This window comes from Marinilactibacillus sp. XAAS-LB27 (genome assembly GCF_036039175.1).
GTDB lineage: Bacteria > Bacillota > Bacilli > Lactobacillales > Carnobacteriaceae_A > Marinilactibacillus.
Map to the genome: position 1 here is coordinate 100,189 of NZ_JAYXKP010000006.1, position 25,278 is coordinate 125,466.

Sequence of the window (25,278 nt, forward strand, 5' to 3'; positions counted from 1 at the left end):
TATTAAAGTAGACGTCAAGAATTTCTACTTTAATAGGGGGTTTTGATGACCTTAATATGAACTTTCAGTGCAGTAGTTCATCATGTCAAGATAGAACAACATTATTTCTAAGTTCTTTCTGTCTGTTTTACAATGTAAAGAGGTCTACGTTTAGTCTCCAAGTATGTTTGACTAACGTATTTTCCTAAAATCCCTAAAGAAAGCAGTTGGACGCCACCTAGTCCTAATATGATCACCATTAAAGAAGTCCAACCCTGTGTTGGGTTATCAAAGATAATGGTACGAATCATAAAGAAAATCATCATTAAAATAGAAATGACAAATGAAATCACGCCCATATATGAAGCGATTGATAAGGGAACGTCAGAATAAGCTACTATCCCTTGTAACGAATATTTAAATAAACTCCAAAATGACCAGGTTGTTTCCCCTTCCGCTCTTTCATGATTCTCATATTCTAAGTAAAGTGTGTTGAACCCTACCCAACTAAATATTCCTTTTGAAAATCGGTTGTATTCTTTTACTTCTAAGATAGAATCAACCATTTGGCGTCTCATCATTCTAAAATCTCTAGCTCCATCAACAATATCAATGTCCGATATTTTGTTGATTAATTTATAAAATGAACGTGCAAAATAAGAGCGAATAAAAGGCTCTCCTTTTCTGGTAACTCGCCGTGCTCCTATACAATGATAGGTTCCCTCTTCTATGTGAGCGTACATATCTATTAGCATTTCTGGAGGGTCTTGTAGATCAACATCCATCAAAACAACGTAATCTCCTTTAGATTCAGAAAGTCCAGCATATATGGCAGCTTCTTTTCCAAAATTACGAGAAAAGGAGATATATCGAATCTGTTCTTTAGTACCGTTGACGATCTTTTGTAATTCTAATAAAGTACTGTCTGAGGAACCATCATCTATAAAAATATATTCTTTCTTTAGTGGCAATTCAATATTCGATATTTTTTCAAAAAAGATAGGTATCATTTTCTCCTCATTAAAACAAGGCACAACAATCGATAAAATCTTATCCATGTAGTTCTCTCCCTCCTATAAAGTTGAACACTAATACTCATTTTGTAACCATTAAAAATAACTTATGATCATTAAACTTTTCGAATTCGTCCAATAAATTTAAAAAGTATCATAGAAATTGAAATCAACCACGTTAATACTGTAGTAGCTAATAGAATTGAGAATATTCTACTTTCTTTGTAAGTGACTTTCAGGGTGTTTTCGCCTTCTTTATCTACTAATTTTGGTGTTCCAATTCCAGATAACTGTATATCTTTTCCAGTAAGCTGTTCGCCGTTATGTGTAATTACTGTATCGCGATAAACAACAACAGGAATATTTCTTTCTTCAAGGGAATCACCTTCCCAAGTGACCACTAGAGAATGATTTTCTATTTTTTTATCAAATTGATTGGTTTCAGCCAGAATATATTCTTCATATAGCTCATATTTATTTGACTGGTCCTCATGGTAAGTAGGCAGATAATCTGGTGTAGACTTCTGAACGAGTTCGAGGCTTAGCAATTTATCCTTACTATAAAAGGATTGTTTTAAAACACTAGAATCATCAGTATATAAAAATTGATGCAGGGATGGTTTTATTGGCTCATTTGAGTTCCATTGAAGGCTCGCAAATATTATTAGACCGATTGTTTGAATTAAGGAAAAAGAAAGTAATAGCCTAAACCACTTTTTCTTCTTTGAAAACGTCGAATGATGGTTTAAATTTTTAGCAGTCGAAAATAAAAGGAGAACAGTAAACGGAACAAAAAAACGAAAAGGAAATTGAATGAAATTTACACCCAATAAATGATTAGTTGATAAGAATTTCCAAGGTACGATATTGGTCGTAAGTAGTAAAAAGAATAAGGTCAAAAGCGAAGTAACTTTATCAAAGCTACCATAATTCTTCCATGATTTAATATCATAATACAACTTGAGCCCGATGAGCAGGACTAAAGGGAAAGGGGTAGTTAGCCAATAAGAGCTATTTGATGTTATCGTATTTAAATACATTGTTTTATTAATAAAAGGAGGAACAATGTTATTCTCCTTGTAAATCGTTAAAAAACTATACCAAATATTCAAAGTAAGTAGTAAAAAGAACGATATTGAGTAGCAGAGAGAAACGAGTAGTCTTAGTTTATTTGTATTATTTCTAAAAAACAAATTAAGAAAATAGATAAAATAAATGATGACTAATAGCAACGCAGTAAACATATGTACTTGGGTCATTAAGGCAACAAGAAATCCTACTTGGAAAGCATTGAATTTGTTATTCTTTTCAAATTGAATTATCGGCAATAGACATATTGGAAGTAGAGCAGCTCCCCAACTTGTAAATCCTTGCCTAGTAATCCAGTATGTAATTGAAAAAGTCGTCATGAAAAAGACACTTGTATAAAAAGCAATATCCTTTTTGATAGAACTAGCTATTAATAATCCATACATACTCAAACCGGCAATTACATATAATATAAAGTTTGACAGTAGTTGATAAATGAACCAAGAAGGGCTAATCAGCACCAGTAATCCATGAAAATACGCCATGAAAGGTCCATAAAGAGCATTCACGATTCGTCCAGTTTGTTGAAATCCGTACATCTGGATAAAATATTGAAAATTTCCATTTTTTATTTGAGATGCGGTATCCCAAAACCTATTAAAATGAAACATCGAATCAGAACCAATTACCATTGATTTCATAACTAACTGGGGTAGAATTAATAATATTGCAATTAGGACGATCCTTCCTATGATACTTAAATTGTTTTTTTTCACCGTCAATTCTAGTTACCTCCACATATCTATATAATTTCTCAAGATATTTCTTTACTACTAAAAAATTGAATTTAAATTCGTTTTAATCAAAAAAGCAGCCTTATCTATTAGATGTTTGATCTAACATATAAGGACTAGCCAAGTTGACACTTACTTTTTATATTATCACCTCAAAGGACTATACACTTTTTTATGTAAAAAAACCTCTCAATAAGTATATCATCAATCAAATTCGTTAAAAATAAAAACTTACATTAAAGTTTTTTCTCTTGCGATTTTTTTAACTAATACCCTATTACTTAGAAAATCATATTTAACTCATTAGGTAGGTAAATCGTACTAAGTATCCTGTTTTAATTTTCAAAAAACAGATTCAAGATAGTATGAAGTATTGACACTGATGAAATTTGTAAATTTCATACTATCCTTCATTCGAAAAGATAATAAATACTAAGAACTATTTATGGACATGGAAAAAGGATGAGATTTATACCACATCCTTTTTATGCCCTATTTCACTCACCATTATAAGCTGACCACAATTTAGCGATATCTAGTTTTTTCATTTCTAATAGCACTTCCATATAGCGTTTGATTCGTTCCGGGCTACTAGTTTCAGACTCCATTTGATCGATATCTTTTGCGACAATTTGCCAAGATAAGCCAAATGGATCCTTCAGCCATCCACACTGTTCGAACTCTGGAAAAGCAGACAGCTTTTCCCAATAGTGATCCAATTCAGTTTGATCTTCACATTTGACCATAAACGAAATAGCTTCATTAAACTGAAACTCATGATCGTCTTCATCATCCATCACGGCAAACCATTGATCTTCAATCTTGAATTCAGTGAATACACCACTTGTTTTATCTGCCTTACCTTCAATTGGAAAACGAGAAACTTCTCCAATCTGTGCGTTCTTGAAAATAGAGGTATATAAGCGCATAGCTTCCTCTGCTTGCCCAAACTGTTTACCTGAAAATAAGATAGATGGCATGACAGCTGGTTTGTCATCTTCTTCATCAACAAGCATCAATTGCCAAGTAAATCCGTAACGGTCTTGAACTACGCCGTATTTCTCACTAAAAGAAGTCGTTTCTAGAGGGACTTCAACTTTTCCGGCTTTTTCTAATGCAGTCCAAAGTTTAGTGAGTTCTTCCCCTTTTGGATCCTCTATCAATTTAAAGCGAATCATAAATGAAATCAGTGGATTCACTTTGAAGTACGGTCCGCCACTTATCGCTGTGAAGTCATAGCCACATAATTGAAAAGATACTAGATCAGCGTCTCCCGAAGGTGTATCCGGTAAGGTCAATTTGTTTGTGATTCTTGAATCAGGAAATATAGACGTATAGAAATCAGCTGCTTCAAAAGCTTCAGTGTCAAACCATAGACTTGGAACAATTACTTGTGACGACTTTGTCATGTTAATCCCTCCATAATCAGTTCAAACGTTATAACAACGGTCATATCTTCTTGTTTGAGTATAGTTTAACACACGTTATTTCAAAGTATAGTCTTATTTCTTACGTAGAAAAAAGCCTAAAACCAAATGGTTCCAGACTTTTCTCTATTCATAATTTTTAGACCGTTTCTTTTACATTTGTTTTCATCAATTCATCTACATATTGGACCGTTTCTGGTTGGTTTTCTTCGATATCTTTGATTTTATCTGCAAATTGCGGTAGATATTCTTTATGAGCATATAACATTTCATCTAGAACCGTCTTCGCCAGAAGCCCACCTGGAATGAGTGGGTTAACCGTAAAGGCTTGAAGTGCAGCACCATAGTTTCCTTCAATCGCTGCGCGAATCACACTTTCTTCCATACCTTTCATGTTTTGAATGACGCCTCTAGCGCCATCATTTTCGAATGTTCCCCAGTTATAAGGTTCAAAACCATGAGCCGTAACGACGCCTGAAACTTCAACTGCACAATCGTATGGTAAATCAGTAATTGTTCCGTTATTTTTCGTTGAGACAACCATTTCTGTGTGTTTATCATTTTGAATAGAGGCAATAATCTCACAAGCTGCATCACTATAATGCGTACCGCCACGTTGAGATAGTTCTTCTGGTTTATGATCTAGATTCGGGTCTTTATACATTTCAAATAATCGTGCTTCTGTCTCTTTAACGACTTGTGCTCTCGTTTCACCGTTTTTGAATTCTTCAATAGAATGCTCAAGCATTTCATCTTCGATATAGTAGTAACGGTGATAACCACAAGGCAACATATGAAGATCTTGAATTTGTTCATAGTGGAATAAAGCGCTGTGGATATTTTTCAAATGATTATCGTCTTCGTTCTGGTTTGGTCCATAAATCAAGTCAATCAGTTCGTCTGTCCGTTCTTTCCCTGATTTATCCCAAACTCTATGCCAATGGAAATGGTTGATTCCTGCAAATTTGAAGAATAAGTCATCCGCTGGAAGCTTCAATTTTTCTGCAGCTGTTTTAACATGACCGATGGGTACATTACATAATCCAACAGTTCTTTCCCATCCACCATGCTTAATGGCAGCTTCTGTAACCATACCTGCTGGATTCGTAAAGTTGACTAGCCATGCATCTGGACAGGCTTCTTTCATGTCTTCAATAATATCTAAAATAACAGGAATGGTACGGAATGCTTTTAAGATTCCGCCAGCTCCATTGGTTTCTTGACCAAGAATGCCATGAGATAAAGGAATACGCTCATCTTTAACACGAGCATTCAACAAGCCGACACGGAATTGAGTCGTTACAAAGTCAGCGTCTTTTAAAGCCGTTTTGCGGTCAAGCGTTAACGTAACTTTCCAGTCAAGACCAGCAGCTTCGACCATTCGTTTAGCCATCGCCCCTACAATATCCAGTTTTTCTTTACCATCTTCAATATCGACTAGCACAATCTCACTGATTGGCAATTCATCTTTACGTAAAATGTACCCTTCAATCAATTCTGGTGTGTAACTCGAACCTCCACCAATTGTTACAATCTTCAATCCATCCTTTGACATGTTCATTTTCCTCCTTGGCTTTTTCTTAAGTATAACGCTTTCAATCCTTTACATTCTAACCTTATTCTATGTAATGGTTTACATGCAAGCGTTCTTATAAAAAGATTACTTTTTTTACGTAATTTTAATGTCCCTCTATTATTCTTTACAAAAAAGAGCCTACGTCTGATTAATTTCAGGCATAGGCTCTTCAGCTTTTATTTATACAATGGATACTGTTTTGTTAATTCACGTACCGCTTTTTTAATTTCACTTAATTGTTCTTCATCTTCTTTGTTTTCTAGCGTTTGGACGATCAGCTCAGCAACTTTTTTGCTGGCAGCTTCATCGAATCCTCTAGTTGTAATCGCCGGTGTTCCAATACGAATACCACTCGTTTTGAATGGGCTAAGCGTTTCAAAAGGAATCGTATTTTTGTTCACAGTAATGCCGACACTATCTAGTAAGGCTTCTGCTTGTTTGCCATTCATTTCAAAATCTGTTACTTCTAACAGTAATAAGTGATTATCTGTTCCACCACTGATTACGCGACCTTTAGATGGGTTAAATACTTCAGCCATTGCTTGTGCATTTTTTATAATCTGCTTTGTATAAGTTTTGAATTCTGGTTGCAAAGCTTCTTTGAAAGCTACGGCTTTTGCGGCAATAACATGCTCAAGTGGACCACCTTGGATACCTGGGAAAATAGCACTATTCAGGCGTTTTGCATATTCTGCTTTCGCCAAAATCAATCCACCACGTGGCCCTCTAAGTGTTTTATGTGTCGTACTTGTTACGACATCGGCATAAGGAACTGGATTTGGATGCTCACCTGTTGCGATCAATCCAGCAATATGTGCCATATCGACCATCAAAATTGCGCCTACTTCATCCGCAATTTCTCTAAATTTCTGGAAATCAATTTCTCTTGGATAGGCACTATACCCTGTAATGATTAATTTTGGTTTATGTTCAATTGCCAATGCGCGTACTTGATCAAAATCAATGGTTTCCGTTTCTTTATTCACACCGTAAGGAACAACATTATATAATTTCCCACTAAAGTTTACTTGTGATCCGTGTGTAAGATGCCCACCGTGATTTAAATCCATTCCCATATACGTATCGCCTGGTTCAAGGAATGTCTGGAAAATAGCCATATTTGCCTGTGAACCTGAATGTGGTTGTACATTTGCATACTCTGCGCCAAATAACTCTTTCACTCTATCAATTGCCAAATTTTCAACGATATCTACAAACTCGCATCCACCATAATATCTTTTTCCTGGATAACCTTCTGCATATTTATTTGTCAGTACGCTTCCTTGTGCCTGCATAACAGCTTCAGATACAAAGTTCTCAGAAGCGATCAGTTCAATGTTTTCTTCTTGTCTGTTCTTTTCTTGTTCAATAGCATCAAATACCTCTTGGTCAAAACTCAATGCGTACAACTCCTCTAACTACTTTGATATAGAAAGAGTATAGCATAGGTGGCACCGAACAAAAGAACGATTTTTGAAATTTCTTACATATCTTTCTAGATTATTCGGTTATCAGTGGACTCGTCAAATTTCTGCAACAAACACATTAAAATCGTATCAGATCTTACTCGAATAGTTGAATCCACTATAAATCATGGTATACTTTATAAGAATGCACGTTCGTTTTTGAAAGCACCTTTTAAAGATGACTCCTTCAAGAGAAAGTAGGCTTATAATGAATTTTACTGCACTGGATTTTGAAACAGCCAATCGTAAAACACATAGTGCTTGTTCTGTGGCACTGACTGTTGTCAAAAACAACCAAATCGTAGATGAATATTACACACTGATCAATCCGGATACTTGGTTTGATTCTGGGAATATCCGTGTTCATGGTATTCGAGAAACCGATGTTATTGATGCGCCTTATTTTCCAGAAGTATGGGAAAAAATGTCTGCTTATTTTACAGACGATCAGCTTGTTGTTGCACACAATATGTCGTTTGATAAAAGAATTCTTCTAGGCACACTAGATTATTATGGAATTCAGCATCCACGTTTTCAGACTTTATGTACGGTTCAGTCTTCTAGAAGATTATTGAAGCAACTGCCTAACCATAAGCTGAATACTGTAGCAGCTCATTACGCTATTCCTTTGAATCATCACCATGCATTGGATGATGCCAGAGCAAGTGCAAAAATTCTGATCAATCAAGAAAAAGAATACGGTACGGCTTCATTAAGAAGTCTCGTTAAGTTAGCATAAAAAAAGAACAATCGGAGAAGCTAAGCTTCTCCGATTGTTCTTTTTATACGAGTTTACCCATCATGCAGACCGGAAGAAATTCTCCGTTATCTTTTACGCCTCTTTGCATAACACCTTCCAGTTCGAACCCATATTTTTTATATAAATGGATTGCACGTTCATTTCTTTGTTGGACTTTTAATTCAACTCGTTTGATGACTTCAGACTCATCAGACCACTTCAGTACTTCTCTTAACAATTCTGTTCCGATTTTGAATCCCCAATACTCTTTATCTACGACAATGCCTAGTTCTCCAATATGTCTAATTTTAGGTTTATCTATAGCATGGACAGTTGCCATACCAATAATTTCATCTCCAAGTATCGCAACAATCAGACAATTGATATTAGATTCGTATATTTCAGCGATATGGTGACTTTCTTCTTCTATTGTTAGTCCAGAACCTTCTTCGCCCATTGTCATAAAACCAGTCTGTAGCGCTGTTTTTTCAAGGCAGTTCAGTAAAGATTCCGCGTCTGATGGAATGGCTTCTCTAATGGTGATTTCAATTTCTTCTCTCATGTTCCAACTCCTCTAATAAGCTTTCATAAGCTTGCCCCACAGCCGTCAGCTTCAGTTCTCTTTTATCTATATCGTCCAGTGATGTCTTTATCTGAATCAATAGGTGCTCTTCAGGCAAATCCTCTTTTACAACGGATCCCCATTCAATCACACAGACACCGTCACCCTCAAAATATTCATCTAGTCCCATTTCTTCTGCTCCTGTATCTTCTAAACGATACAGGTCCATATGGTACAAGGGTAATCGTCCTTGGGTATACTCTCTAATCAAAGTGTACGTCGGACTTTTGATGACACGGTCAATTCCCAAACCTTCTGCAAAGCCTTTTGTGAAGGTCGTTTTACCGGCCCCCAATTCACCTTCTAGCAAAATTGTCATACCTGGTTTCACGAGAGCAGCCAGTGTGGAAGCTAGTTTTTTTGTTTCCATTTCATTACTCGTTCTGACGGTCTCCATGTTTTCTCTTCTTCCTTTACATAATTTGAAATTATTTTACCATATCTATATCTGAAATCCTATCTTGTCTCCTATCCTAATATAAAGACAATGTTGTATTTGATTTTTGAATAATTGGCTTGACTACGTCACCTGTATTGATTCGTTACTAAAATATCGCAGGATTTCTTTAACAATTCCTATATGTACAGTATGCTAGACATACTTATAGACAAGAGAAAGAGGTTGACTTATGACGAAACCATTTGACCGTACGCAAGACGGATTGTACTTCGCAGATCTTGTAAGCAAAAGGCACGTTTCTCCAGAGGAACTTATTGAAGAAAGTTTCAAACAAATTGAACAACAGAATCCCCTTTTAAATGCTGTCATTTCAACTAGAAAAGAGGCAGCTCTTAAAGAAGCACGCTCTAGAAAGTTTGCTGGTTTACCTTTTGGAGGCGTACCGATTCTTTTGAAAGGACTGGGACAAAATCTTGAGGGAGAGCCAGCTACGTCTGGTGCGCGTATCCTAAAAGATGTCAAGGCGAAAAAAACAGCCCATTTCGTTACTGATCTAAAAAAGGCAGGCTTTATTCCAATCGGCCATACCAATATTCCGGAATTCGGATTTACAAATATCACAAATCCTGAATTGTATGGACCAGCTAAAAATCCTTGGTCTAAGGACCGAACTCCCGGCGGTTCTAGCGGTGGTGCAGCCGCAGCTGTTGCTTCCAACATGACCCCGGTCGCTGGTGCTAGTGATGGAGGTGGCTCGATTCGAATCCCAGCTTCTTTTACCGGACTAGTTGGTTTGAAGCCAACGCGTGGACGGACAGCTGTCGGTCCTGGTAACGGTCGTGGCTGGCAAGGCGCTTCTATTAGTTTTGCCTTAACCAAATCGGTCCGTGATACAGCTGCTTTACTAGATGCCGTTCAAGTCGTTCAACCACAAGCCGCCTTTCAAACCCCTTTATTTGAAGCAGGTTACCGTTCTATTTTGAACGACCCATTCGTACGTCCTTTAAAAATCGCTGTTAATTTAACGGCTCCAAGTCAACATCCAATTTCTGAAGAAGCCATAAAAGCTGTTAAAGATGCGGCAAACTGGTTCGAATCCAAAGGTTATCAGGTTGTTGAAGCTACGCCCGATATTGATACCCTTAGCCTGATGAAAAGTTATTATGCCATGAACGCTGGAGAAACAGCCGCCGTTTTTGAAGAATTGGAGCAAAGCTTTGGAACTTCTTTTTCTTTAACGGATATGGAATTAATGACTTGGACGTTACTGCAAGCCGGGAAGAAACTGCCTGCCGCAACTTACGCTCGTGCACTTGCTGAATGGGATCACGCTGCAGAAAGTTACCACTATTTCCATCAAGAGTACGATATCTTACTAGAGCCAGCCACAGCTGATGTTGCACCAAAGGTAGATCGTACCTACTGGTCTGACTCACTGAAACGTCAGATGGAACACACGCAAGACCATTCTTCTGACGAAGCTCAGCAGATTATATGGGATATGTTTACACAGAGCTGGGATGTCACGCCATTCACGCAGCATGCTAACCTAACCGGACAACCTGCAATCAGTCTGCCTACCCACTTGACACCAGAAGGTCTTCCTCTTGGGATTCAACTGACTGCACCAAAAGGTCAGGAGCATCTCCTTTTACAAATTGGTCAGCAAATGGAACTAGATGGACAATTTATCTAAAAATAGAGCCCTTCAAAGACAAACAGTCTTTGAAGGGCTCTCAATCTTTATTTTTTGTCGTCTAGTGCTGTGTGTCCTCTATAAGCTTGCATCATCCAGATTGTTTTATCCACTTCTGTTTTCTGAGCAATCAACATGTCGTTTGATACATCATCATGTTCTTCGTCCGTTAATTTAATACCGTTCGAAAGTTCATCTCTTAAAATCTCAAAGTCCGTAATCACATTATGGATCATTTCTTCTTCAGATAATTTTCTTTCTTCAACAGATTCAGAAATCAGTGAATGTTCAAGGAATTCTTGTAACGTTGAATAAGGTGTTCCACCTAAAGCCAATAATCGCTCTGCTGTTTCGTCCATTTGTTCCGTTAAATCATCATATAGTTCTTCCAGTTTAGGGTGAAGAGAGAAAAAGTTTGGTCCTTTGATATACCAATGTGCCTGATGTAATTTAATATAAAATAGTCCTTGTGTAGCGACCAGTGTATTTAAATACTCTTTTGATTTTTCGCTTACCATAAATTTTTCCTCCTATATTATAATCATTCTAATTAAAATTATAACCCTCAAAAATCTAGCTGTCCAATCTTTCGTCTTCCTTCGACAGCTCTCTTTTAATTCGTTATAATAAGAAAGCAACGTCGATCTTCTTCAAGAACGACGATTAGTTTACGATCTGGAGGATATCTGTATGATTCAAGTAAGACAAATCATCACCGGCACCATTGAAGAAAACTGTTATATCATCTACAAAGATGATCAGGCTCTAATTATTGATCCCGGTGACGAAACTAGTAAAATTAAAAACGAAATCGAAGAACTGGGTGTCCGTCCAGTTGCTGTTCTGCTTACCCACACCCATTTCGACCATATCGGTTCTTTGGAAGATATCCGAGTGGATTACGATATCCCTGTATACGTTAGCGAAGCGGAAAAAGACTGGCTAGGAAATCCTGCGAAAAACCTTTCCGTCAACAAGCCTTTCCCTATTGTCGCAAACCCTGCTGACTACCTATTTGATCCGGTGGAAACACTTGATATTGAAGGATTTACTTTTGATGTCGTCCCAACCCCTGGCCACTCACCAGGCAGTGTCAGCTTTATTTTTCATGAAGATCAGTTCGTGATTTCTGGCGACGCCTTATTTAGAGGCAGTGTAGGTAGAACGGATTTACCCGGCAGTGAACCCGCAATCCTTTTACCTGGTATTAAAACGTATCTTTTTACATTACCAGATGATTATATTGTCTACCCAGGTCACAGTAAAGATACAACGATCGGTTACGAGAAATATACAAATCCGTACTTTAGATGATTGCGAGGAAATAAAATGAAACATATTTTAATATTGCACACAGGTGGTACGATTTCTATGAGTACAGATCAGAGTACCGGAGTCGTTAAGCCAAGTTCTGAACATCCATTAAATGAATATAAATATGTATTTGATCAAGAGGTTAGATTAACCGAAGAAGATATCCTGCAACTGCCTTCTCCACACATGACGCCTGCCGATATGCTGATTGTTAAAAATCGCATTCTTGAAGCCATTCGTACAAATGATAATGATGGCGTTGTGATTACACACGGAACTGATACATTAGAAGAAACAGCTTATTTTCTAGATCTGACGGTGCCCTTTTCGATTCCGATCGTTATGACAGGGGCTATGAGACCCACTAATGAGATTGGATCTGATGGTGTAAGAAACTTACAGAATGCAGTCTGGACAGCTATGTCAGACGACGCAGCAGATAAAGGCGTCCTTGTTGTTATGAACGAAGAAATCCATGCAGCACGGTACGTCACTAAAACACATACCACTAATGTTGCAACATTCAGAACACCTACTTTTGGACCTATTGGAATCGTCTCTAAAAAAGAAGTGATGTTCTTTCAGAAACTTATCAAAAAAGAATGTTTCCCTATCAACAGTGTGAACAAAGTGGTTCCTTTACTGAAAGCTTATGCTGGTATGGACGGTTTCCTAATAGAATCTCTTGTCGAAAGTTCTATTGACGGTCTGGTTATTGAAGCACTTGGTGCTGGAAATATGCCTCCTGCTACATTAAAAGGGTTACACGCCTTGATTGAAAAAGGTGTCCCCATCGTTTTGACATCTCGAGCTTTTAATGGGATCGCTCAAGATATTTATGATTATGAAGGCGGCGGCAAGCAGCTGAAAAATGCTGGTGTCATTTTTGCTCCTGGTCTCAGTGGACCAAAAGCACGCCTGAAATTACTCGTGGTACTGGAACAGTCGACTGATCTTGATTATATAACAGAAGTATTTGAAAAAGTTTAAGTAATAATCCAACCATACGAAAAGCCCGAGCTGATCTGTACTTGTTGTACAATCCAACTCGGGCTTTTATTTAGGCTTTTTCTAAATCCCATTTACTGATTTGAACAGATGTATCACCACTGAATTCAATACTATTCAACTGACTTGTTGGATACAACCTAGTCGTTAGCACATACTCTCCATCATTTAGGAAAATTTCAAGAGACGATGTATCTAAAAACAAGTGAATACTGGTCAATTCTGATAGTTCGATTGTTCTTTTGGAACGCCCAAATCCAGAAGTTCCTAGTTTGAGTGTGAACACTTCTCCATTAAATTCTAAGATGACATCTTGAGAAAGCTTTACTTTCAAAGATTTTGTAGGTTGTACAACTTCAACGATCATTTCGTAGGTATCACTTGTTTCCTTTATCATTTCAATCGCTTCAGTTAGTTCCATACTCTTATGTTGCACTTCTTTTCGAAGTAGTTGATACTCGGGTAGAGGTCTTTGCTTCAGTTTCCCCTCTTCAATTGCAAGTTCTCTCGGAAGGGTCATAGCGTGTTGCCAACCTCTTTCGATTGTCGGGTTTGAATATTCAGGCTCAATATCTGGCAGCCCCATCCATCCCCAAAGAATTCTACGTCCTTGCTCATCCAAAAAAGTTTGCGGTGCGTAAAAATCGAAGCCTCTATCTAATTCCACAAACCCATCTGTCGGTTCAAACTTCAAAGTATCCCAATCTGTTCGACCAATGATTGAACCAGACTGATAGACATTTTCAAATTCATGTCCTGACTGCTCCACACCTTGGGGAGACATCAGTAAAATATCTTGTCCGTTCAATTCAAAAAAGTCTGGGCACTCCCACATGTACCCTAAATCATGTCTTTCTTCCAACAAGTTTCCTTTATACTCCCAAGTAGACAGATCCTTCGATACATATAGCAAAATTGCACCTTTATCTTCACTTGTACGGCCACCGAGAACCATATAGAATAAACCATCTTTTTCTAGAATTTTTGGATCTCTTATGTGTTGCGTAAATCCATCCGGGTATTCGCTTGAATCGATCACCACTTCTCGGCTGTCGATATGGAAACCATCTTGACTTGTCATATGAACGGTATTATGTTCTCTACCACTAGTAATATAGTCATGTGTGCCAGGGTGCTTCACATTGCCAGTATAAAAGAAATGGGTTACACCATCTTTTTCAAACGCACTACCTGAATAAACGCCATCTTTATCGAAGGTCTGATCCGGATACAAGAAAATCTCTTCTTCTTTGAAATGAACAAGGTCTGTCGACGTCTTATGTCCCCAGTATTTCACTCCACCTGTTGGGTCTAATGGAGAGTATTGATAGTATAAATGGTACAGACCATCTTTTTGGTAGACACCATTAGGATCATTGAGCCATCCAGTAGGTGGCTGCTGATGAAAATGAAGTCTCCATGGATCTGTTGCTACTTTTTCAACCAGATTCGGTTGCTTTGCTTTTATCTCTTTTTGTAAGGTTTCTTTTATATGATTCATTTGTCCATCCTTTTTGACTTATTTAACCTTTTAACCTATTACTTTGCATTCAATTCTGCTTGCACTGGTCGACTTTGAACTTTAACCAATACAAAACCTACAGCAAAGGACACAGCAATCACAAGTAAATATTGCAACATATTACTCACACTATTTGTATACAGTAACAGCCCTGGGATAAACGTGATGCCCATACCTGTTGCAGAAAGACCTAAAAGAGAAGTCACTAGTCCTCCAGCTGCTCCTCCGACCATGCCAGAACTAAATACACGCATGGATCTTAAGCTCACACCGAACAAGAGTGGTTCAGTAATTCCAAATAAGGTAGATGCACTTGCACTTAAGGCATTAGAGCGTTTCAATTTACTACTCATCAGTAAAGCTGCACTAACAGCTGCTCCAAATTGTCCAGCCATACTCGCTGTACCAAGCGTATTTAATACGTTTGTTCCACCATCATTCAATAAACTGATCTCAATAATACTGATGGAGTGGTGGAGACCTGTAATGGTAATGACTTGCTGGAAGCCAGCGTAGATAATATACCCTATTCCAAATGGTGCTTCTATCAGATAAATAATACTATTGATTACCCCAGATTCAGCGATCTGAACAATTGGTCCTAATAGAAACAGCATAACTGCAATCGTGATTGTAATTGTCAAAAACGGTGTAACAATCAAGTCCATCATTTGTGGCACAAAACTTCTGAAAAGACGCTCTAGTCTAGAAATCATCCAACCAGCTAGGATTGCTGGAATCACAGATCCTTGATAGCCAATGATATCAATCCCTAGCAAGGTCAACGGCTCCGCTTCTCCTCCGGCTACTGCATAAGCATTCGGTAATTGCGGTGCAACAAGCATTAACCCTACTACAATCCCTAAAATCGGATTTCCACCAAATTTACGCGTTGCACTAAAAGCAATCAGTACAGGTAAGAACGCAAAAGCTGTATCTGTCAACATCTGGAACATCGTTAACCAGTCCGGGCTCATTTCAACGCCTAGTTCGAGGATAAATCCTCTAATCCCCATCAATAAACCAGTCGTAACAAGCACTGGAATCAAGGGAACTAGAATGTCCGCCAATGTACGTACAATCTTTTGTAAAGGGCTTAGATTCTGATATACATCATCTTTAAAGCCACCTGAAGAGTCTTCTGACGACTTGTCCCCTAGTCTCTGTTCCATCTCACCGTAAACAGCATTAACTTTTCCTGTTCCGAATATAAACTGGTGTTGACCGGTATTGAAAAAGTATCCTTTACTTTCTGGAATCTCATCTACTTTGTCTTTATTTAATTTACTATCATCTTTTAGAATAATTCGAAGTCTCGTTGCACAATGCTCAAAATTTCGAATATTGTCTTCTCCGCCTACAACTTCAATCAACTTATCAATTGTCTCATTATATTTCATTTTTCATTCTCCTTTTCATTTTCGGTAACCGGTTCCATTAAAGAATAAATAAAAAAATGCTGAACGCTAAAAGTTTGTTCGAATAGAATTAGAACCGGTTCCTTTTATTTGAATCCATCATAACAGGAACTAATTTTATTTGCAAGCAAAAAAAGAAAGCCGTTTCTTTCTAGGCTTTCCTTTTTGCTTTAGTTGAATTTTTAACCACTAATTCGTTCTGCAGTAACGTTTCATAAGGAATTTCAGTTCCATCGATCAGTTCCGTTATAAACTCTACTGCTTGGATTCCCATGTCCTTATAAGGGTAACTCATTGTCGTAATACTCGGTTGAACATAATCGGTTTCTTCGTAACCGCCAAATCCACTGATAGAAAAATCTTCTGGAACAGCATAATTCAATTCGATGGCTGCTTTCAGTACAGCAATTGCAATATTATCCGTTGCACAGACAATGTAGGAAGCACTGGTATTAGGAAGCACTTTAAGGGCATCTTGATAGGCGATTCTTTTAGAAAAGCTTGTCTCGATGATCTCAACAGATATATCCTTCTCTTCTTCAAGACTATCCATAAATCCTTGTTTTCTTTCTAAGCCCACTGCCTTATCTTGTTCTGACACACCAAAAAACAAGAACGATTTATGTCCCAACTCAATTGCATACCGACCAATCTTTTGTCCCGCTTCATAATCTGCATAGGCAATGGAATGAATCGACTCCGCTCTTTGTCCTAAGACAAGAAAAGGTAAATTGGCTTCTTGAATAAGAGATTGATGGCTATCAGTGATTTCTCTGGCAAGCAATATAATCCCTTCCACTCTTTGTTTAACGAGCGTTTGGATGTTGCTTAGTTCTCTTTCTCTATCTTGATTGGCGTTCGTAATAATCAGCTCATAGCCATTTTCTCTAGCCTTTTCATCAATACCGTTCAATACTTCATTAGTAGAAGCGGAATTCAGACGCGGAATGATGACGCCGATCATATTCGTTTTGTTTGCTTTCAAACTTCTAGCAAATGTATTGGGGGTGTAGCCTGTCTCTTTCACAAGCTCATCGAGTTTTGTTCGAGTCTTCTGGCTAACGGATCCATTATTCAAGTACCTAGATACCGTGCTTTTGGCTACCCCTGCTCTTTGAGCGATATCTTTGATGGTGACCACTGATTTCACTACTTTCTAAAAAGGATTAGGATTGAAGTTTCCATTCAAAACTGGCACTACAGTTTGCTACGCCTTCCGTTCTAATCTTGTGCGCAGTAATGGTCTTGTCCTTTGTTTTTTCAATACTGACGAGACTTTGAATCATTTGATTTTCGTGTACTTCTTTATCATATTTCACATTCGCATAAACCAATTTGTGTTCAGTTAAAAACGCTCCACCTAAAGTGTTTAAAGTCCAATCTAGATATTTTGAGTTGTTTACATGCTGATTGGTATCAATATCAAAATATCTAACGTGGAAAGGCTGAGAACGAGCTGTTTCTTCATCCAATTCCGTAGGTTTCGGGGTTCTTTTCACTTTTTTAGTGAATTCTGCTTCGTAAGGAGCCACAATTTCTTCTGGAAGTCTTGCCATTTTACGCTTCTCAAGATCAAACAAAGCAAATGTCGAATGAATTTTGATTAGTTCTGTTCCGGCTTCGTCTCGAACAATAAAATCTCGATAACAAAACAGCTTGTTATATTCAGTCGCGTAAGTCTCGATTTCTATTTTTTCTTTATTTCCTGGGAATTTAGAGATGTGGAATTCATATTGTAAAATAATCCACGAATATCCCTTCTCCTCCATCACTTTTTCACCCAGACCAAGCTGATCCGACTGTTCTCCTGAAACTTCTAAAATCAAATTAATGAGCATAGGGAGTGTTAGCGTATGCGTCCGATCGCACATATAGTAACTGATTTCTTTTGTATTACGATATCTTTTTGCTGCCATGGATTTTTCCTACTTTCGTTTAGATCTACATTAATGATTTTAGCACAGATTGTTCTGTACATTACACCATTTAAAATGTTATACGCTTACATTTACATACACTTAATAAATATGAGAAAATCTAGATGAACTATTTATAAATATAACTTTAATTATGAAAATATGTTGAATGTTTCCTTCTATTTGTATTAAAATCTATAGAGTGACGATATGCTATTGGGATTTCACTCTTATTTTAGATAGTCGTTTACAATCAACTAAGGAGGATTTAAATTTATGAGTGATTCTGAAAAGAACACAAATAAAGGTTTGCTTGGCATGGTTGAGCGTGTTGGAAATAAATTACCTCACCCTGTTGTCATTTTCATTATTTTTGCTGTTGGTATTATATTTATTTCAGAAATTTCGGTTCGTCTAGGCTTAAATGCGCCAATGATCAATGCGGAAACTGGAGAGCCCGGTGTTGTTGAAACAATCTCTTTGATGAATAAAGAGGGTATTGCCTATATTTTCAACAGTGCAGTTTCCAACTTCACAGGATTTGCACCATTAGGTACAGTTCTAGTAGCAATGCTTGGTGTTGGGGTTGCAGAATGGACCGGATTGATTTCTTCTGCTTTGAAGAAGTTATTGAGTAATGTACCTACTTGGCTGTTAACTGCCATGGTTGTCTTTGCCGGTATTATTTCAAATATCGCTTCTGACGCTGGTTATGTTGTGGTCGTTCCACTAGGTGCGATTATGTTTGCTGCTGCTGGACGTCATCCAATTGCTGGTTTAGCTGCCGCTTTTGCCGGTGTATCCGCAGGTTTCTCTGCCAATCTAATCTTTGGACCAACAGATGCTCTACTTGCAGGAATTACAAATGACGCATTAACGTCTGCTAATATTGACTATTCAGTTGAAACAACTGGTAACTGGTACTTCATCTTTGTCTCTACTTTCGTATTGACTGGTGTCGGCGCTTTCGTTACCGACAAATTTGTAGAACCACGACTTGGTGTCTACGACGGAGATTATAAACCTACACAAGAACCATTATCTTCTCAAGAAAATAAAGGTCTCATTTATGCTTTGATCACATTACTTGCGTTTCTAGCTGTTATGGCCTTTCTAATGGTCCCACAAAACGCTGCGCTTAGAGCTCTAGACGCAAACGGTGACATGACTTTAAGTGCCTTCTTATCTTCAGGTCTATTATTTATGATTTTCCTACTATTTGCTCTTCCGGGTCTAGCTTACGGAATCACAATAGGTAAAATTAAGTCATCTCATGACTTTGTTAAAGGGATGTCTGAATCCATGAGCTCAATGGGTGGATACTTAGTATTAGCCTTCTTCGCTGCTCAGTTTATCAATTACTTTGCTTATACGAATCTTGGCTCAATCATTGCTAGTAACGGAGCGAACTTACTCGAAAATATCGGATTTGTTGGTTTACCACTAATTCTAGCCTTTATCTTATTCACTGCATTTATCAATCTCTTCATGGGATCTGCAAGTGCCAAATGGGCTATCATGGCACCGATTTTTGCACCTATGATGTTCAACTTGAATATTGCTCCTGAAATGACATTGATGGCTTACCGTATTGCAGATTCTTCTACAAACGTTATTTCTCCATTAATGAGTTATTTTGCTATGATCTTAGTCTTTGCTCAAAGATACGACAAGAAAAGTGGGCTGGGAACCATTATTTCAACGATGATTTACTACACCATCGCTTTCTTGATTGCGTGGTCAATGTTACTAGTTATCTGGTATATATTCGGACTTCCTTTGGGACCTGGAGCACCAGCAACACTATAAAAGGCTAAAAATTAAATCCCTTTGTAGATCAACACTTTCGTTGATTTACAAAGGGATTTTTTTAGTTCACACTTTTTTGAGTTTGTTTTGCTTTCAAATGATAAATCAATCCAAAGATCTGTAAACTGAGGATGGGCATTAAGGCAACTAATGCAATCATACCAAATCCATCAATCAAGACACTAGCGTGGGGAATAGCTTCCGCAGCTCCTTGTATAAAAGCTAGTATGAAGGTCGCCGTCATGGGACCTGATGCAACGCCTCCTGCGTCAAATGCCATCCCGACAAAGCGTTTAGGAACGACATAACTGAGAAAAATAGCTAGTAGGTATCCTGGAAGTAGAATATGCCAAAGTTCTAAATCAAATATAACCAGTCTCATAGTAGAAAGTAAAATAGCTAAACCTACACCAATAGATAAGGTCGATAGTACTGCTACTGGCTTGATTGCTCCAGAAGTTACAGCCCCAATCTGCTTCGTCAGAACACTTACTGCGGGTTCTGCTAAGATAGACAAGAACCCAAGAGAAAATCCTAAAATGTATAACAGGCCATATGATTCTTGCGCAGCTAATGTATAACCAATTAAACTTCCTACGTTCATAAACCCAGCATTTACCCCTGAAAGGAATAGTACGAGTCCAATAAAGACATACAATACACCAATCAAGATTTTATTTAACTTTCTTTTAGGTAGCTTGAGCCAAATTATTTGATACAAACCGAATAGGATGACAATTGGCAATATTGCTACGATCACTTCTCCAATTTGATTGAAAATTTCTCTAATTAAATCGAGGAAAAAGCCATTTTCTGTTCCCATCACAATATCTAAAGAACCAGATAGTTCTTCTGTAGGTGAAAAGACGTTCACGATCATAACTGAAAGAATGGCACCTGTAGAAGCAATCGCTACGAGTCCAAAACTATCCTCACCGGAATTTTTACTACTTTTTTTCAAAGAAGCAATACCTGTTGATAATGCGAGTAGGAATGGAACAGTAATGGAACCAGTAGTTGCTCCAGATGCATCGAAAGAAATTGATAAAAACTCTGTTGAGGTAAAGAATGAAAGTAACAAGATCAAACCATAAGCAATTGTTAGAATAGGAATAATAGACAAACTATAAACCACCCTGAGCAGACCAACAACAACCATAACCGCGATACCTAAAGACACTACAATAACGATAAAGGAACTAGTAATATCTCCCCCTGTTACTAATCCAATTTGGTTTCCTAATACCGTCAAACTAGGTTCTGCAGAAGAGATAAAGAATCCAAGCAATAGTCCGACGATGACGACTACAATAATTTTGTTAGACCTTGCTATCCCTTTCCCCATATGCGATCCTATAGGCTCGAGTGCAATATCAATTCCCATAAGGAAGATTGCAAGTCCAATCACAATGACGATTGCACCGAATAGGAATCCTATCAGAGAGCTTGTCGGCAATGGAACAAATAAGAAGTGGATAATGAGCACTAAAACAACGATTGGTGTAACAGCGCGAATAACTTCTAAGAATTTTTCTTTAAGAATATTCACTTAAATAAAGACCTCCTTTCAGTTCGATTAATTAAGTCCTATTGTCTCATTTAAGTCTGTAACAAATAAAATCCCTTTATTGGGTTCTTCAATATGCAGTTTTTCACTAATGGTATCAATAATCGTCTGAGAGTGTTCTTTCTCAGCAATAATTAAAATAATTTCTTTTTCTGGAACAATATCCATATGGAAGACGGTTCTAGATTCTGCATTGCCAGCGCCTCTCGCCTGGATGATTGTTCCTCCTTGAGCACCCGCATCTTGCGCATACTCCATTACATCTTCTGCTTCTCCTTTGTTTACAATTACATAAATAGCTTGATGCATTTTTTTAGTCTCCTCATCAAAATCATTTAGTTTTTCTTCAATATTTTCATGTATCCCTAAAACATCACTCAAAGATACTCTAAATCCAATCCCATTACTTTTTTTCTTCATAACCTTTGCTTTTGCGATGTGTTTCAAAGCACGTGAAGCTTTTGTTTCTGAAGTTACCATCAGTACAATTTCACGCTTAATAGAATTCAACCCTAAAGTTTTTAAAATGCCTTTACCAGAGGTTCCTTCGCCATAAAATATAGTACCACCTTGTACCCCCTCTTCATTTGCTAGCTTGATAATATGGTCCCCTTCGTTCGGCATTGTGATACAAACGATCAGTTCCATAGCCGTTTCGTATTCCTTGTGCATCTAGTCCGCTCCTTTTCGATTTTCTTTAACCAATAGTCGTTTTTTACATACAATAAAATTAATCTGCTTTTAAGGACTAAGTCACTACTCTTTTTTAAACATTCTATTCAAATATAGAGTTTAAACGAACGTGTTTCTTCATATTAAATGTTTTCCTTATTAAGTGTAACATATTATAGTACTTCAAGGTAATACTCTCTTTATCTTATCTCTTAAAATAATGATTACTATCATTAAAAAAGCTTCTTCGTCCTTTATCTATAGGAGAAGAAGCTTGCATTAAGTTCATTATGCTTGATTCATTTGTTCGATTAATTGCTTTTTCATTTTCAGCAGTTCTTGAAATCGTTTTTCGAGTTCAGTTGTTGGTTCTATGCTTAATTGGCTTAAAACCGTCGCAATCTCGTTTTCTAGACGCAACTTTTCTTCTTCCAATGCATTCGGTCCTTTGACAGATTTTGATTGTTTGAAAACGTCATAGCGACCTTCAAATACTTTAAGAGACTGATCTTCGATAATCAGTAACCGTTCAGCGACTTTATTCATAAACCGGCGATCATGGGATACGAATAAAATACTTCCCTCATATTCCATGAGTAAAGCTTCCAGCGCTTCAATTGCCTGCGTATCTAAAAAGTTCGTTGGTTCATCTAGTATCAAGGTATTGTAATCTCCAACAATCAATTTCGCCAGTGCTACTTTAACGCGCTCTCCGCCACTCAGTACGTGAATCGGTTTATGAACATCATCGTTTTTGAACAGCAATTGTGCCAAAACGATCCGAATCAGCGTTTCTGTTTGTAATGAACCTTCTTGTACGTTCTCTAAAATGGTCTTCTGTTCCTTCAATACACTAAGATTTTGAGCAAAATAACCTGGCTTCATCGCCGCCGATGTTTGAATACCTTCCGTTTCACACAAAATATTTTTCAGTAATGTTGTCTTTCCACTCCCATTTGTTCCCACGATGGCGATTTTTTCTCCGCCTTTGATAAAGAAACTTGTCGGTTTAAATAAAACCTTTTGAGGAAACGCCAAGCCAAAGTCGTTTGCCCGTATGATTTTTTTATTAACAAATCCTCTAGCATTGGATAATTTCATCTTAATAATCTCTTGTTCTTCCGGTCTCTCTACCGTCTCCAATTGATCGATTCTTTTTTCCATAGATTTTGCGGTTTTATATAGTTTTTGTGCTTTTTTTCTGAAATAAAAGCTTTTGGATTCATCTGTTATACGGTCTGCTTTATTCTTTTTACTTTCCAAAGCTTCTGTTAACTGTTTTTCCTTTTTCTTATAAGAATCGTAGGACACTTGTTGACGTTGAAGATCACTTTGTTTCAATGCTTCGTAATCTGAATAGTTCCCAGTATACTCCGTGATTTTTTCATGACTGAGCTCCCATATTTTAGTACACGTCTTGTCCAGAAAGTCACGATCATGGGAAATGATGATATAGGCGCCTTTGTAAGCCTTGATTTCTTTTTCTAACCACTCCACATGTTCAATATCAAGATGTGTTGTAGGTTCATCAGCGAGCAGTATTCCAGATTTTTCTTTGAGACTCTCTACGATTGCATGGGCTGTAAGTTCTCCCCCACTTTTTGTTCCAATCGATTCCTTTAATTGCGGAATAAAAGACACTTCCTGACTGCGTTTAACCCTACCTGTGTCCGGTTTGATCGTTCCTTTTAAAATATTCAGTAAGGTTGTTTTCCCGCTACCGTTTTTTCCGACTAATCCTATTTTATCTCCTGGTTCTACTTTCAAGTTTTCTATATTTACTAATATTCTATCTTTGATCGAGTATGTGATTTTATTTGCTTCTATCCAAGCCATGTTGATCTCGCCCTTTCTCTTATCCATTCTTTAACGCCATCAGGATTTAAGAAACATGGAAAAACCTCCTATTCCACTGTTGCGGAATGGGAGGTTTGAATTTGTGATAGAGATCCATAAGTCTAAAAAAGCTACTTATTTTTATACCGGTTCTCTGTATGCACAATCGCCTGATCCTATTCCATCTAATAAAGACACAACTAAATAGAGTTCTAGAAGAACCTATTTTTGTCTTATTGATTTGTTATAGGATTAGTTACGCATTGGCCCAGAGTACACCTCGATCTTTTTTAAGATGTGTCTAGAGTACCCTACCTCTATTTTATTGTCAACGATTTTAAGTCGTTTACTCGAATCGAACGACTCGGTACCAGCTATTTTGGTTGTCTGTATAGTTCTCAGTATCAAATCCACTAATTGCATACCCTATAAAAGAAATACATAAACCGATAACCATAAAAGCAACACTTAGTTTTGTTAAAAAAGTTTTCCCGATTTTCATAGACTTATTGCACCCCTTTTATGAAATACTTTTTCTTTGAAGTAGTTTGTTGTTTTCTGACTATATCTAACGAACCGCTTACTAATACTTATCGTTATCAATGTAATCAGTAAACCTGCTCCAAATAGCATCAAACCAATTCCAAGCTGTGTGAACCCTATATGAAATCCATCCATTAAAGCTAGTGGGCTTAAGATCGTACTCGCTAATCCACCCGCAACCCCTGCGAAAGCAAGAGCTCCAGTCATAACCGGAATACACCAAATCACCACGTAAAGACTGAATACCAGTAAAATCCCTGCTAATCCTAGTGAACCCCATAGCGGAAATCCTAAAATTAAGAGCATCACAAGATATGGACTGAACTTTTTGGATACTGGTAAATCCCATTCAAGCGGTGTGCCTTTGACAGAATCAATAATTTGTTCAGGTGTGTCTAGCTGACTGACTGCTTGCTCTTCTGTCATGCCTTCTTCCATGAGATCAAGAATCATTTCATCATAATAATCTACTAATTCACGAACTTCTTCTGGCCTCATAACGTAAGATAAGTGGCTACTCAATGTTTTGATAAATTCAATTCTATTCATCTTCTACACTCCTTTTAATATATTCATGTATCGCTTGAACTTTCTCCCAAGAATCTAAGAAACCCTGAATGCTTTTGAGTCCTTCTGGCTGAATCTGATAATATTTTCTCAGTCGTCCGTTATGTGCATTGGAATAGGTGGTTACTTTCCCCTGGCTTTCCAATCTTTTTAAAATAGGATATAGTGTGGACTCGGTGATTGGTAAGTGAGAAGAAACGGTCTTTACAATTTCGTACCCGTAAGAATCTCCATAATTCAAATTTGCTAAGATGTAATATTCAATTAACCCTTTTTTTAGCTGTGTGTCCAATTCGACACCTCCTTATACACAATACTATATATTACATAGTATAAGAATACAAGCCTTTTATCTTTATTTTTTC

At 37.4% G+C, this 25,278-nt stretch carries 23 protein-coding genes; 5 read left to right on the forward strand and 18 right to left on the reverse strand.

The features are described from left to right. Positions 1-107: 107 nt before the first annotated feature. The 5 genes from VXN63_RS08790 to glyA form a co-directional block, all read right to left on the reverse strand. Positions 108-1,037 (reverse strand): glycosyltransferase family 2 protein, encoded by a 930-nt coding sequence (locus VXN63_RS08790; RefSeq protein WP_327757671.1) that lies wholly within the window; start codon positions 1,035-1,037, stop codon positions 108-110. Between the two features lie 71 nt (positions 1,038-1,108). Further along, positions 1,109-2,803 (reverse strand): hypothetical protein, encoded by a 1,695-nt coding sequence (locus VXN63_RS08795; RefSeq protein WP_327757672.1) that lies wholly within the window; start codon positions 2,801-2,803, stop codon positions 1,109-1,111. Between the two features lie 509 nt (positions 2,804-3,312). Continuing rightward, on the reverse strand, positions 3,313-4,224 hold the full coding sequence (locus VXN63_RS08800) for a VOC family protein (RefSeq protein ID WP_327757673.1): 912 nt from the start codon (positions 4,222-4,224) through the stop codon (positions 3,313-3,315). Between the two features lie 157 nt (positions 4,225-4,381). Beyond that, positions 4,382-5,797, reverse strand: a complete 1,416-nt coding sequence (locus tag VXN63_RS08805) for a 6-phospho-beta-glucosidase (RefSeq protein WP_327757674.1) — start codon at positions 5,795-5,797, stop codon at positions 4,382-4,384. Positions 5,798-5,994: 197 nt separating this feature from the next. Then, complete coding sequence (gene glyA, locus VXN63_RS08810) at positions 5,995-7,218, reverse strand: serine hydroxymethyltransferase (RefSeq protein ID WP_442915305.1); 1,224 nt, start codon at positions 7,216-7,218, stop codon at positions 5,995-5,997. A 274-nt stretch (positions 7,219-7,492) separates the two neighbouring features. Between glyA and VXN63_RS08815 the strand changes: the two genes are divergently transcribed. Further along, positions 7,493-8,023: a 3'-5' exonuclease gene (locus VXN63_RS08815; protein ID WP_327757676.1), complete on the forward strand. Its 531-nt coding sequence runs from the start codon at positions 7,493-7,495 to the stop codon at positions 8,021-8,023. 43 nt (positions 8,024-8,066) lie between these two features. Here VXN63_RS08815 and VXN63_RS08820 read toward each other — a convergent pair whose 3' ends face one another. Then, positions 8,067-8,585: a GNAT family N-acetyltransferase gene (locus VXN63_RS08820; RefSeq protein WP_327757677.1), complete on the reverse strand. Its 519-nt coding sequence runs from the start codon at positions 8,583-8,585 to the stop codon at positions 8,067-8,069. Then, positions 8,569-9,042, reverse strand: coding sequence for a tRNA (adenosine(37)-N6)-threonylcarbamoyltransferase complex ATPase subunit type 1 TsaE (gene tsaE / locus VXN63_RS08825; RefSeq protein ID WP_327757678.1), 474 nt, complete (start codon positions 9,040-9,042; stop codon positions 8,569-8,571). Before tsaE ends, VXN63_RS08820 begins: the two co-directional genes overlap by 17 nt. Before the next feature lie 232 nt (positions 9,043-9,274). On the opposite strand from tsaE, the gene VXN63_RS08830 reads away from it, so the two are divergent. Beyond that, positions 9,275-10,741 carry an amidase gene (locus tag VXN63_RS08830; protein WP_327757679.1) on the forward strand — a complete coding sequence of 489 codons (1,467 nt, stop codon included), beginning with the start codon at positions 9,275-9,277 and terminating at the stop codon, positions 10,739-10,741. A 47-nt stretch (positions 10,742-10,788) separates the two neighbouring features. Here the strand turns inward: VXN63_RS08830 and VXN63_RS08835 are convergent, their stop codons facing one another. Beyond that, a complete protein-coding gene (locus tag VXN63_RS08835) occupies positions 10,789-11,259 on the reverse strand; it encodes a Dps family protein (protein WP_225743197.1) in 471 nt (156 codons plus the stop codon). 172 nt (positions 11,260-11,431) lie between these two features. Between VXN63_RS08835 and VXN63_RS08840 the strand changes: the two genes are divergently transcribed. Both VXN63_RS08840 and VXN63_RS08845 read left to right on the forward strand, forming a co-directional pair. Then, positions 11,432-12,055, forward strand: a complete 624-nt coding sequence (locus VXN63_RS08840; RefSeq protein ID WP_327757680.1) for an MBL fold metallo-hydrolase — start codon at positions 11,432-11,434, stop codon at positions 12,053-12,055. A 15-nt stretch (positions 12,056-12,070) separates the two neighbouring features. Beyond that, positions 12,071-13,045: an asparaginase gene (locus VXN63_RS08845; protein ID WP_327757681.1), complete on the forward strand. Its 975-nt coding sequence runs from the start codon at positions 12,071-12,073 to the stop codon at positions 13,043-13,045. A 70-nt stretch (positions 13,046-13,115) separates the two neighbouring features. Here VXN63_RS08845 and VXN63_RS08850 read toward each other — a convergent pair whose 3' ends face one another. From VXN63_RS08850 to VXN63_RS08865, 4 genes are all read right to left on the reverse strand, one after another. Next, positions 13,116-14,564: a glycoside hydrolase family 32 protein gene (locus tag VXN63_RS08850; RefSeq protein ID WP_327757682.1), complete on the reverse strand. Its 1,449-nt coding sequence runs from the start codon at positions 14,562-14,564 to the stop codon at positions 13,116-13,118. Between the two features lie 38 nt (positions 14,565-14,602). Beyond that, a complete protein-coding gene (locus VXN63_RS08855) occupies positions 14,603-15,985 on the reverse strand; it encodes a PTS transporter subunit EIIC (protein ID WP_327757683.1) in 1,383 nt (460 codons plus the stop codon). Between the two features lie 169 nt (positions 15,986-16,154). Then, a complete protein-coding gene (locus VXN63_RS08860; RefSeq protein WP_327757684.1) occupies positions 16,155-17,144 on the reverse strand; it encodes a LacI family DNA-binding transcriptional regulator in 990 nt (329 codons plus the stop codon). A 25-nt stretch (positions 17,145-17,169) separates the two neighbouring features. Beyond that, the gene (locus VXN63_RS08865) at positions 17,170-17,919 is read right to left on the reverse strand and encodes an acyl-[acyl-carrier-protein] thioesterase (protein ID WP_327757685.1); all 750 of its coding nucleotides are present in this window, start codon (positions 17,917-17,919) and stop codon (positions 17,170-17,172) included. 276 nt (positions 17,920-18,195) lie between these two features. On the opposite strand from VXN63_RS08865, the gene VXN63_RS08870 reads away from it, so the two are divergent. Then, positions 18,196-19,728: an AbgT family transporter gene (locus VXN63_RS08870; protein WP_327757686.1), complete on the forward strand. Its 1,533-nt coding sequence runs from the start codon at positions 18,196-18,198 to the stop codon at positions 19,726-19,728. Positions 19,729-19,789: 61 nt separating this feature from the next. On the opposite strand, the gene VXN63_RS08875 is transcribed toward VXN63_RS08870, so the two are convergent. The 6 genes from VXN63_RS08875 to VXN63_RS08900 all read right to left on the reverse strand — a co-directional run bounded on the left by VXN63_RS08875 (position 19,790) and on the right by VXN63_RS08900 (position 25,205). Then, on the reverse strand, positions 19,790-21,277 hold the full coding sequence (locus VXN63_RS08875) for a DUF1538 domain-containing protein (protein WP_327757687.1): 1,488 nt from the start codon (positions 21,275-21,277) through the stop codon (positions 19,790-19,792). A 27-nt stretch (positions 21,278-21,304) separates the two neighbouring features. Further along, positions 21,305-21,967: a P-II family nitrogen regulator gene (locus tag VXN63_RS08880; protein WP_327757688.1), complete on the reverse strand. Its 663-nt coding sequence runs from the start codon at positions 21,965-21,967 to the stop codon at positions 21,305-21,307. 288 nt (positions 21,968-22,255) lie between these two features. Further along, positions 22,256-23,803: a ribosomal protection-like ABC-F family protein gene (abc-f, locus tag VXN63_RS08885; protein ID WP_327757773.1), complete on the reverse strand. Its 1,548-nt coding sequence runs from the start codon at positions 23,801-23,803 to the stop codon at positions 22,256-22,258. A gap of 346 nt (positions 23,804-24,149) precedes the next feature. Further along, complete coding sequence (locus VXN63_RS08890; RefSeq protein ID WP_327757689.1) at positions 24,150-24,305, reverse strand: hypothetical protein; 156 nt, start codon at positions 24,303-24,305, stop codon at positions 24,150-24,152. Further along, a complete protein-coding gene (locus VXN63_RS08895) occupies positions 24,302-24,895 on the reverse strand; it encodes a DUF1700 domain-containing protein (RefSeq protein WP_327757690.1) in 594 nt (197 codons plus the stop codon). Before VXN63_RS08895 ends, VXN63_RS08890 begins: the two co-directional genes overlap by 4 nt. After that, the gene (locus VXN63_RS08900) at positions 24,888-25,205 is read right to left on the reverse strand and encodes a PadR family transcriptional regulator (protein WP_225743184.1); all 318 of its coding nucleotides are present in this window, start codon (positions 25,203-25,205) and stop codon (positions 24,888-24,890) included. The genes VXN63_RS08895 and VXN63_RS08900 overlap by 8 nt, the downstream gene beginning before the upstream one ends. Between the last annotated feature and the right edge of the window lie 73 nt (positions 25,206-25,278).

What these genes read in the sequence shown, in the direction of transcription:
- VXN63_RS08790 (WP_327757671.1), bottom strand. Translation starts at nt 1,037, where the DNA reads ATGGATAAGATTTTATCGATTGTTGTGCCTTGTTTTAATGAGGAGAAA.
- VXN63_RS08800 (WP_327757673.1), bottom strand. Translation starts at nt 4,224, where the DNA reads ATGACAAAGTCGTCACAAGTAATTGTTCCAAGTCTATGGTTTGACACT.
- VXN63_RS08805 (WP_327757674.1), bottom strand. Translation starts at nt 5,797, where the DNA reads ATGTCAAAGGATGGATTGAAGATTGTAACAATTGGTGGAGGTTCGAGT.
- VXN63_RS08815 (WP_327757676.1), top strand. Translation starts at nt 7,493, where the DNA reads ATGAATTTTACTGCACTGGATTTTGAAACAGCCAATCGTAAAACACAT.
- VXN63_RS08820 (WP_327757677.1), bottom strand. Translation starts at nt 8,585, where the DNA reads ATGAGAGAAGAAATTGAAATCACCATTAGAGAAGCCATTCCATCAGAC.
- tsaE (WP_327757678.1), bottom strand. Translation starts at nt 9,042, where the DNA reads ATGGAGACCGTCAGAACGAGTAATGAAATGGAAACAAAAAAACTAGCT.
- VXN63_RS08830 (WP_327757679.1), top strand. Translation starts at nt 9,275, where the DNA reads ATGACGAAACCATTTGACCGTACGCAAGACGGATTGTACTTCGCAGAT.
- VXN63_RS08835 (WP_225743197.1), bottom strand. Translation starts at nt 11,259, where the DNA reads ATGGTAAGCGAAAAATCAAAAGAGTATTTAAATACACTGGTCGCTACA.
- VXN63_RS08840 (WP_327757680.1), top strand. Translation starts at nt 11,432, where the DNA reads ATGATTCAAGTAAGACAAATCATCACCGGCACCATTGAAGAAAACTGT.
- VXN63_RS08845 (WP_327757681.1), top strand. Translation starts at nt 12,071, where the DNA reads ATGAAACATATTTTAATATTGCACACAGGTGGTACGATTTCTATGAGT.
- VXN63_RS08850 (WP_327757682.1), bottom strand. Translation starts at nt 14,564, where the DNA reads ATGAATCATATAAAAGAAACCTTACAAAAAGAGATAAAAGCAAAGCAA.
- VXN63_RS08855 (WP_327757683.1), bottom strand. Translation starts at nt 15,985, where the DNA reads ATGAAATATAATGAGACAATTGATAAGTTGATTGAAGTTGTAGGCGGA.
- VXN63_RS08865 (WP_327757685.1), bottom strand. Translation starts at nt 17,919, where the DNA reads ATGGCAGCAAAAAGATATCGTAATACAAAAGAAATCAGTTACTATATG.
- VXN63_RS08870 (WP_327757686.1), top strand. Translation starts at nt 18,196, where the DNA reads ATGAGTGATTCTGAAAAGAACACAAATAAAGGTTTGCTTGGCATGGTT.
- VXN63_RS08880 (WP_327757688.1), bottom strand. Translation starts at nt 21,967, where the DNA reads ATGCACAAGGAATACGAAACGGCTATGGAACTGATCGTTTGTATCACA.
- abc-f (WP_327757773.1), bottom strand. Translation starts at nt 23,803, where the DNA reads ATGGCTTGGATAGAAGCAAATAAAATCACATACTCGATCAAAGATAGA.
- VXN63_RS08890 (WP_327757689.1), bottom strand. Translation starts at nt 24,305, where the DNA reads ATGAAAATCGGGAAAACTTTTTTAACAAAACTAAGTGTTGCTTTTATG.
- VXN63_RS08895 (WP_327757690.1), bottom strand. Translation starts at nt 24,895, where the DNA reads ATGAATAGAATTGAATTTATCAAAACATTGAGTAGCCACTTATCTTAC.